The sequence below is a fragment of the Bradyrhizobium cenepequi genome, assembly GCF_020329485.1.
GTDB classification, from domain to species: domain Bacteria; phylum Pseudomonadota; class Alphaproteobacteria; order Rhizobiales; family Xanthobacteraceae; genus Bradyrhizobium; species Bradyrhizobium cenepequi.
The window spans coordinates 1-9,207 of the sequence record NZ_JAGKJI010000101.1; the positions used below are offsets into that span (position 1 = coordinate 1).

Below are 9,207 nucleotides of genomic sequence, written 5' to 3' on the forward strand. Positions count from 1 at the left end.
TCTCACCCGGCTCGATCCGGAAGCCGCGGATCTTCACCTGCTCGTCATTGCGGCCCAAAAACGCCAGATTGCCGTCCGGCAAGTACCGCGCAAGATCCCCGGTCTTGTACAGCCGGTCGCCGTCCACAAACGGGCTGGCGATGAACCGCTCCGCCGTCAGCTCCGGCTGGTTCAGATACCCACGCGCCACCCCCGCCCCGCCGATGTAGAGCTCGCCGACCGCCCCAAACGGAACCGGCGCGCCATGACCGTCAAGCAGATAAACTTTAGTGTTCGCGATCGGGCGGCCAATCGGGATCGAGTTCAGCTTCTCGACAGCTTGAGATATTTCGAATGTGGCACATCCAACCGTTGCCTCTGTCGGACCAAAATGATTGATCAGACGCACGTTCGGAAAACGCTTTTGCCAAAACTGTATATCTGCTGGGACTAAGGCTTCGCCCCCAATCATGAGTGCTCTTGTTGGAGCCGGTCCTCCATAACCTTCCAGGTGCCTATTCAGCACACTTAGGTGCGAAGGCGTCAGTTTAATCAGATCATAGGTTTGGCCATCCTCTATAGCAGCAAGCGAATCTAATTGCGCAATCGGCTCCAGAAGATGAAGCCTTGCACCTGCCAATAGAGGTCCGAATAAAGTTGTAACAATGCCGTCAAAGCTTAGCGGATGCAGTAGGGGCGAGCCGCTCAGTGCTCGTTCGTAATAGCTGCGATCCGACCATTGCAAATAGTTCGCCAAATTTCCGTGCTCGACCATGACGCCCTTGGGCGTGCCTGATGATCCCGAGGTGTAGATCACATAGGCGAGATGGCGCGAGCTCAGGCCGAGCGCGCGCGGATCGGGGTCGCAGGCGGGCAGTTCAGCCCAGGCCGGCGTCGCCGTCCCCAGATCGACCACCGTCACGTCGACGAGCGTATCGGCGCCCAAGGTGGATCGCCCCGCAGCATCGGCCAGCAGCAGCAGCGGCGCCGCATCGTCGAGCACCTGTCGCAGCCGCGCCGACGGATAGGCCGGGTCCAGCGGCAGATACGCCCCGCCCGCCTTGAGGATCGCCAGCACCCCCACCACCATCGCCACGCTGTGCTCAACGCAGATCGCCACCGGCTGATCCGGCGTCACCCCGCGCCCGATCAGGTGATGCGCCAGGCGGTTGGCCCGCGCATTGAGCTCGCCATAGCTGAGGCGTTCGTCCGCATCGACCACCGCCACCGCGTCCGGCGCCTGGCGCACCTGCGCCTCGAACAACGCGTGGATGCACACCTCCGACGGATACGCCGCCGCCGTCCGGTTCAGCTCCTCCAGGAGATAGGCCCGCTCAGCGGACGACAGCAGCTCAATCCGCGCGACCGGCTGCTGCGCATCGGCCGTCACAGCGTTCAACAAATTTTGCAAATGCTGCGTGATGCGGTTGATCTGCTCGGGAGCCAAGCGACTTGCATCAAAGTGCCATCGGAAGCTCCCATCCAGAGCGGAGATCTCAAACGTCAGCAAACCACCGGAAAAGGCTGTCTCAGAACTCAGACTGAAGACCAGATCGCCGGCCGCAGAAGGGCTATTTGCCGTAACCGTAACGCCAATCGGCCAGGGTCGGCGCGACCCTAGCGGCTCGATCCGCCGCAAGCTCGGGCAGCGCGCGATAAGGTCCCGCGCGAAGCTATCGTGCTCCGTTAGCTGAGCCCATTCCGCCGCAACCACCCTGCGTATCTCTGCAAAACCATGCCTAAGATCGATGGCAACTTCCATCGGCACGACAGAAGCGACAAGCACCTCCATCGCCTTCACTCCGGCTCGCAATCCATTCGGCGCGGGAGTCCAGCCCAATTGAAGCTCTGATTCGCCGGTGATGCGGGCGAGATAGATCAGCCAAGCACTCAGGAGATGTTCGGTGCGATCAACTGGCGACAGTTCGACCAACGCACTTGGAATGACCGGCGAACTCGACTGCCATCTGGGGGGAGCCACGCCTTCCGAAGACAACAAAAAGGGAAGCTGCAATGCTTTAAATTGCTCAAGCCGCCGTCGCCAAAAACTCTCCCGAGGAGCCAATGTTTCATGCGCAGCGGTTATGCTGCGGGCTTGCTCATCGCTCAAGATGGGCAGACGATCATCCACCTTCAGATCAGAGTGCCTCGCAAGTGCCCGCGCGTCGAGAGCCTGAGCATCCGCGCTGTCAAACCAAACATCAACATCCTCTGTATCTGTCGCCACACGCCAGTGGCTGGGGTGGACTTCAACCAAAGAACCTGGCGGAAGGCCCGAGCGTCCAGCCGACACCTCCAAGCGCCGGACCGTGACAACATCATCGCCTACCAGAATCTTGGATAGACACAGCGGATTGGAATGATACGGTCCGAAGTCCAAGCCACGTGTCATCGCCGATAATTGATGCGCGGATCGATCCCATCGCAGACAGCCCGCAGCATCTGGGCGTCGTCGCCTTGGAAAATAGCTTCTGTCCTTCAGCGCCTGCGGACGGGCAGTGACCTTTGCGTTCCTTAAGCCCGTTAAAAGCTCACGGAAACCTTCAACTGCGGCTTCATAGCATTTGAGGTTCAGCGCTAACGCCGTATCTTCAGGCACAATCGGCACTTGGCGTTGAACCACCAGGTCACCGGTATCAATACCGTCATCGATACGATGCCACGTGATGGCGTGTTCAGTCTCTTGAGCCAGCAGTGCCCAAGAAGTCGCATGAGCTCCTGCATATCGCGGCAACGGGCCATCATGGTAGTTGAAAGCGCCATCACGTGCTCGCCCAAATACATCCAGAGGCAGTATGAATGGACTGCCAACGGAAAATATGCATCCCACCGGTTCGACCTTAAGCAAAGTGGAAAGCTCATCAACGCTCGCGACGCACAAGATATTGGCGCGAGCCGCCCAATCCCCGAATATGGCATCTGCGCACAGCGCCGCGCCGATGCCGTAGCCCATCTCCATTGCCAACTGAGCGCACCTGATAGCTAGCGTGCCACCACCAATAAAGATGCAAGAAGCCACAGGTGAGGCCGCAGGTCGTTGCCTGCCCCAATCGCCTGGCTCGCAAGCGCTTGCCTGCGCCGGAGGAGACCAATGCGCCATGTTCACCCCATCTGCCAATCCGTTGCGTAGACGCGGCTACGTTTCCGTTAGATGCCGCGCCGACGCAGGAAGTTGAAACTGAGAACAGAATCTGCTGTTTACGTTGCCAATCTCGCCTGGAATATCGGCTGCGTTTGCAGAGCAAGGCTCACAGACGCCCTACACATCCGATTTCGCATTTGCAGGGTGTCCGCTCGATTCGAACGCCTCACGGATCGGGGCGCGGCGTCATGTCACAAATTCGAAATCGACCGCCTCGACTTCTACGCACATGGCCGGATTGGCGATCACCAGGCAGGGATGCCATGCCAGCGCAACCGCTGAAGTGCTCTGGGCAGAGAACTGATAGTCCCCAACGCGCCGACGAGATCGGAAGGAAACCGTAAGACATCACAGATGCTCGGCTCCTTTGCAGTTGCACATTGGCTTGGGCAGCCCGCAGCTGCACGGGCCTCCCAAACACAAATCCGCCCCGCGCACGGACGACGCTCGACCGAAGAGTCGCACGATCACAACAGCGGACGCGGTCGAACCCAGTCCCTGGATCTGTCATACTCACCTGGACCATCGGGCATCCTCTTCAGATCTTCACAGATGCTTTCGGAACAGGTCATGAAGCGAAGCTCTGACGTTCATCGCCCCCAGACCTGTAGACCCAGACTTCAGCCTCTTGCGGCGCTCGTATCCGATTTGTCGACGTGTCATCCGTCTCCCCGCAGTGAAGCTTTGGTCATCGTTTTTTCAAAGCCTACGACCTGACGTAGCGTGCGCTTCAAGCTATTTTGATGGTTTAGTTGAACCTTATTTCATTCCGCCGGCGGCCAACTGCATGTCCTCGCATTTCCGACACTGGCGTGCTCAGTGATCGGGAGAGAAAGCCGATTAGCAACGAATGGCGCTAGCCCCGATCAGAGCCTCGAACGAAGGTGCCACGCCTAGGATGGACGGGACCCCGCTCGCAAACAGCGCCACCTAGCGGAGCGTGGCTTGGTGGACTTTGGAGGTGTATTGGCCCGAATGGCATTCCTGATTAAGAGGCTCCGCACGTTTGACCGGCCGCTGCGCTCACATGCGACGACAAGGGTTTAGTGAGGACCAGCTACGATTGGTTTAGGAACAGCGGGACAGGCTGGCGCGATACAGCAATACATCAAGCTCTTCACTCAACCGAGGCTGTCCGCTCACTTGCCAATTGGCAACGATTATCCTTCGTCTCAGCCGAACTCGATAAGGTGTCTCACGAGGCCAGCCTTTTCGACCCAGATAGCACGTTATGCAGTACGGTGCATTAGGCGCCTCGCAATCGCACCGCGCTAGGGGCTACTATCGGTACAGCCTTGGCGCGTGACATCACCGATCCTTTCGGCAAGAACGTCGACTATATCATTGCTCCAAACCGCTATAGGATCGAGCGCACGTAGATCCAAAACGCTGAACGTATTCCGCACCGGGCCGCGAGACCTCCGTCGCGCACGGACATGGTCGATCAGCTCGTCCCAATTAAACAGCTAGACTGCATCACTGTTGCCGGCCGCAAGTACTTAATGATCTCTCTGGTGGCCGTAGCAGAACCATTTTACCGCGCGGCGAATCATTCCAGCCGCTAGAAATCTGATGCCGGAGCGTTTAAGACGAGGTGTCTGTGTTCGCTGAAATGGTTGTGAAGAATGAACCTAGAGATATTTTCATTGCGGGAACGACCGGACTTGATCCCCTTGGTCTTTTCCAAGGAGTTGGATGGCGTGTGGCCCGAGTTCATGCAGCACGACGCAACCGCAAAGCTGTATTTCGGGCGATCAGTGTTTTTTGATTACCTGGACTATGCTTTTGGAGCACTTGTCGATGGCGCGGTCGTCGGACGCGCGTTCGGTGTTCCATTCGCCTTCAACGTCGAGGGCCGCACCGAATTGCCAGACGGCGGTTGGGATCAGGTTATCCGTTGGGCTCATGAAGACCGGCTTGTTGGGCGCTCGCCAACCACGATGTGCGCGCTGGAAATCACTCTTGTCCCCAAAACGAGAGGCACGGGTAACGCGGTGGCGATGCTCGATGCGTTGAAGGCATGCGCGAAGAAAATGGACTTTGCTGAAATGTTTGCCCCTGTCCGGCCCAGCCAAAAGCAACTTGGCTCCCGGATGCCGATGCGCGAGTACGTCGAATTGCGGCGCGCCGATGGCTTGCCAATCGACGCATGGTTACGAACCCACGTTAGTATCGGTGGCAGAATAATGAAGATCGCCCCCTATTCCATGACCATCGTGGGGACGATCGCGGAGTGGTCACAGTGGACGGGAGCTGCGTTTGAACGTTCAGGCACAGCAGAGGTCGAGGGCGCATTGGTACCAGTGCTTGTGTCGGTCGAGCAGAACTATGGAGTTTACGTGGAACCGAATGTGTGGGTGCGACACCCATTATGAGTCGACAGGAGTCGACCACCTCGCCTCTGATCAACGAGGGTCGATCGAGCCAAAGGTAGGTCGCTCTGCGATGTCATATTAGGAGCTAGCAATGGCTAGCTCGCAGCAGAGTTCGCGACCTCCCTTGATTTCCCGATTGCGGGCATACCGGATAGATTTGTTCCACTCGAGGCGTGGGGAGTGCGGTCGCAGTGATCGATAAAGCAGGCTCATGCTTGCAAAGAATGCCGACACCGCCCTCTCCGGAATAAGTTCAAGAATACTGCGTTGGAAAGCATGCAGCTGTAAAACGAGCTGCTAGAATAGGTCGGCCAGTTGCCCGAGACTGAAGGAGTGATCCTAGCGGCAGGCGGCCGAGCGGCGGCACCTGAATGCAGCCGGCCAGCTTCGACATAAGTGCGTCGCCGGCGAGCCGTGCGAAAGAGAAGACGCATTGTGGCTATTCGGTGAGCGCGGCCTCGATATTGGTCCAAGTGTGGGTATTGCTTTGGGAATGGAGCTGTTGATCGCGACCGATGGACTGCGACATCAGAGACCACGACGCATCTGAAATACGCTGCATCAGTTCCGGTCCGGCGCGGCGTTCGCGGTGCCGTTATCTGTCTGGGCGTTTTCGGTTCTTGGCTTTCCGATCTTGACCATCGGCTTTCGTTGTGAAACAGCGCGTTTGCGAGGATGCGAGCCGTGGGCGCGCTTCTGACGACGTCCGGTATCATCAATTCTGACGGTCGTCCTCCTCACACTGGAAGGCGCCTCTTGTCGCGTTGCACGCGCTGGCTCGTTCGCGGATTTCTGGCCGTGCGAGCCTGCCGCTGCTTAATGGAGAATACTCCTAAGCCACGCAACTCAATACCCGATCTCCGCGTACGAGCGCGACAGCGATTTCGGCGAGGATTGCGCTCACAAGGTTTTCGACATCGCGCCGATAAAGGCGCGGTTTTCGAACGATGATGCGCTGAACGAGTCCGGCCTTTAATCATCGACGCTAGATCATCGCCTGGAACACCTGATCATCATCCCTGGAGTGCGCACTGACCAGCGTGCAGGCGATCAGGCTTGCCGAGCGGCGGCTACAATGCAGGTGATTTTGTGGTCATGTATCGGCTCTCAAAGCGAGTCTACTCGCCAGCAGCTGCAAACGCATGACGAGGAGGGCCGCGTAGACGGCCGTCCCGATTGATAAGCCAAGCCAGATACCAATGGCGCCCAGGCCGATTTTGAAACCGAGCACGTAGCTGAGGGAAAAGCCGATCAGCCAATAGGCGATGCCGGCCAACAGAAGCGGCACTTGCGTGTCCCTCAATCCGTGCAAGCTACCCGCCGCAATGCTCTGCACGGCATCAGTGATAAAGAAGCTCGCGCCGACCAAAAGGAGCTTCGCAGCGAGTCCAGTCGTAGCACCGGCATTGCTGGCCGATTCGTCCACAAACAACTCGGCTATCTCAAAACGCGTCGCGATCACGGCAAGCGTCAGAATTGCAGTGATCGCGACACCGAGCAACATCGCCACCAGACCTGCCCATTTTACGCCAGAGATGTCGTTGCGGCCTACAGCGTGCCCAACCCGCACGCTCGCCGCGATACCGATACCGACAGGGATCATGAACAGGATCGTGGTGACCTGGAACGCGATCTGATGGGCGGCTACCGCCGTGGTGCTGATCACTCCTATCAGGAGCGCCGCGGCAGAAAAAAGTCCCGACTCCATCAGAATGGCGATCGAGATCGGCGTGCCGACCACGATCAGCTGCCGCATCAATGCCCAATCGAAGCGCCAAAGATTTGCAAGCACGTGGTACTCTCGGAAAGGGCGACGCATTGTGGCGAACCACAAGCCGGCTAAAAATGTCCCGCAGTTTACCAGCGTGGTGGCAAGACCCGCTCCGAACAGTTCCAGCCGCGGCAGGCCGAGCTTGCCACAGATCAAGAGATAGACCAGCATCGCATTGATTGGGATGGCCGCGAGCGTGATCCATAAGACTGGCTCGGCCCGACCGACAGCGGACATAAAACTGCGGATGGCCGAGAACCACAGTGCCGGTAACATACCCCAGCCGAGCCCGAACAGATATTGCTGAGCAAGCCGAACTGTTGCCGGAGCGTAGCCGAGCGCAAGCAGAATTTGTTCGCCGCGCAGCGAAAATGCCATCATTGGCACCCACAGAAGAAGCGCGGCCCAGAGGCCCATCCGTAGCGAGCGCTGCACCAGGGTCGGATTGGCGGCACCAAAAGCCTGCGCCGCAAGCGGTGCCACTGCAGACACCAGGCCAGCGCCGAAGGTGAGGCCGACGGATAAGACCGTGCCCGCTAGTGCTGCCGCCGCAACCGCCTCGGGACCGATGCGCCCGATGAATGCAAGATCGGTCGTCATCATCACGATCTCCCCAAGTTGCGTCATCACCATTGGCAACGCGAGTTTCGCGGTTTCGTTGAGCTCACCAGCGAAACGATGGTCAGCTGCCAGTCTCAGCAGTCCATATCGCGAAGATGACACCGGTTTTGTTTCCGTTATTTTATCTGCTGCCCGGTTGCTTCTGATGAAGCAAACCGAACTCTTCCTTCACTGAAAGGATCCAATTCCCCGCTCTGGTTCGCAATGGCGCACGGATGCGCCGACATCCAGTTTTGGAAAGTGAGAGCGATGCACAGGCGAACTCCTGCGCCCCAATGGACGAGTGGCCAGGCGGTCAACGGCACGCGCCTCTCAACCGCGCAGGCTTTGAGCCCGCGCTGGCTTCGAATCCAGTCCTGTATGCGCGATCGCGGATGAAAACGTGGACAGCGCCAAACCGCCGGTGACGGGGCTCGTGTTGCACGAGCCAAGAGTTGAGACATTTGCAACCTCTGTTGCTTGTTGGAAAGCGCTTTGTCGGGCCAGAGACGGTTGCCGTCGACTTCGAGATCGTACAATATGACGTTGCGTGCGATTCAAGGCGCTTCGAGAGCTCGTCGCGTTCCTATTGTCTAAGCTCACGCTCCCAGAAGCTGCGATGGGACGACCTGCATTGTAGACGGGTAACGCGGACGGCTAAGAGTATGTCGTTTGTTCCGACCGCGGTCGGACCTGCCAAGCTGTTGAAGAACGCAGCCGCTCGCAAACGAAACCTGAATCGTCGCCGTCGTGTATGTAGAAGTCGCCGGCAAGCCTGCCCCGTAGTTCCGGTCATGACCGGTCGTCCGTTCTTTAATCGCTGGCACGGTGTCAACCCCGATAGACAAAAATGATCCACAGCCGGGTTCATGGTTCTTTCCGCGGTCGTCTCTATGCTGGAGCGCCGCATGGTGGCGTTCAGGAGGCGCGGCATCTCGATGTGAAGAGCGCGGTGCGCGTAACCGCCCGCAGGGACGACTTCGAGATTGCCAACACCTTCGTCCCGGCAGGGACGCATGTTCCGCCGAGGGCGGATCTGGAGTTGTTTAAGACTGGTTCATGCGGTGCGCATCTCTGCCTGGAACTCGGTGCCATCGGTCCAGATGGCATGGAGGATGACAGCCATTTTGCGCGCGACGGCAACCTTCGCCTTTTTGGCGCCGATGCGTTTGGCCAGCTTGCTGCCCCAGCGCTTGAGCGCAGAACCTCGTCTGACAACGGTCAGCAGGACGTTCGCGGCCTCGAACAAATAAGTTCGAACCTGGTGGTCGCCGCGTTTGGAGATGCGGCCAGTGCGATCGATCTCACCGGATTGATGACGTCTTGGTGTTAGGCCGAGA

General features: G+C 58.4%; 5 protein-coding genes. 1 reads left to right on the forward strand and 4 read right to left on the reverse strand.

What is annotated here, in order from left to right:
* On the reverse strand, window positions 1–2,932 hold a 2,932-nt coding region (locus tag J6497_RS39750), incomplete at its 3' end, for an amino acid adenylation domain-containing protein (RefSeq protein ID WP_225709605.1).
* 1,904 nt (window positions 2,933–4,836) lie between these two features.
* Here J6497_RS39750 and J6497_RS39755 point away from each other — a divergent pair.
* Window positions 4,837–5,496 (forward strand): hypothetical protein, encoded by a 660-nt coding sequence (locus J6497_RS39755; protein WP_225709606.1) that lies wholly within the window; start codon window positions 4,837–4,839, stop codon window positions 5,494–5,496.
* A 737-nt stretch (window positions 5,497–6,233) separates the two neighbouring features.
* On the opposite strand, the gene J6497_RS39760 is transcribed toward J6497_RS39755, so the two are convergent.
* The 3 genes from J6497_RS39760 to J6497_RS39770 all read right to left on the reverse strand — a co-directional run.
* The gene (locus J6497_RS39760) at window positions 6,234–6,476 is read right to left on the reverse strand and encodes an HU family DNA-binding protein (protein WP_312010456.1); all 243 of its coding nucleotides are present in this window, start codon (window positions 6,474–6,476) and stop codon (window positions 6,234–6,236) included.
* A 113-nt stretch (window positions 6,477–6,589) separates the two neighbouring features.
* Window positions 6,590–7,990 (reverse strand): MATE family efflux transporter, encoded by a 1,401-nt coding sequence (locus J6497_RS39765; RefSeq protein ID WP_312010457.1) that lies wholly within the window; start codon window positions 7,988–7,990, stop codon window positions 6,590–6,592.
* A 934-nt stretch (window positions 7,991–8,924) separates the two neighbouring features.
* Window positions 8,925–9,207: transposase (locus J6497_RS39770; RefSeq protein WP_225704436.1), on the reverse strand; the 283-nt coding region annotated here is incomplete at its 5' end.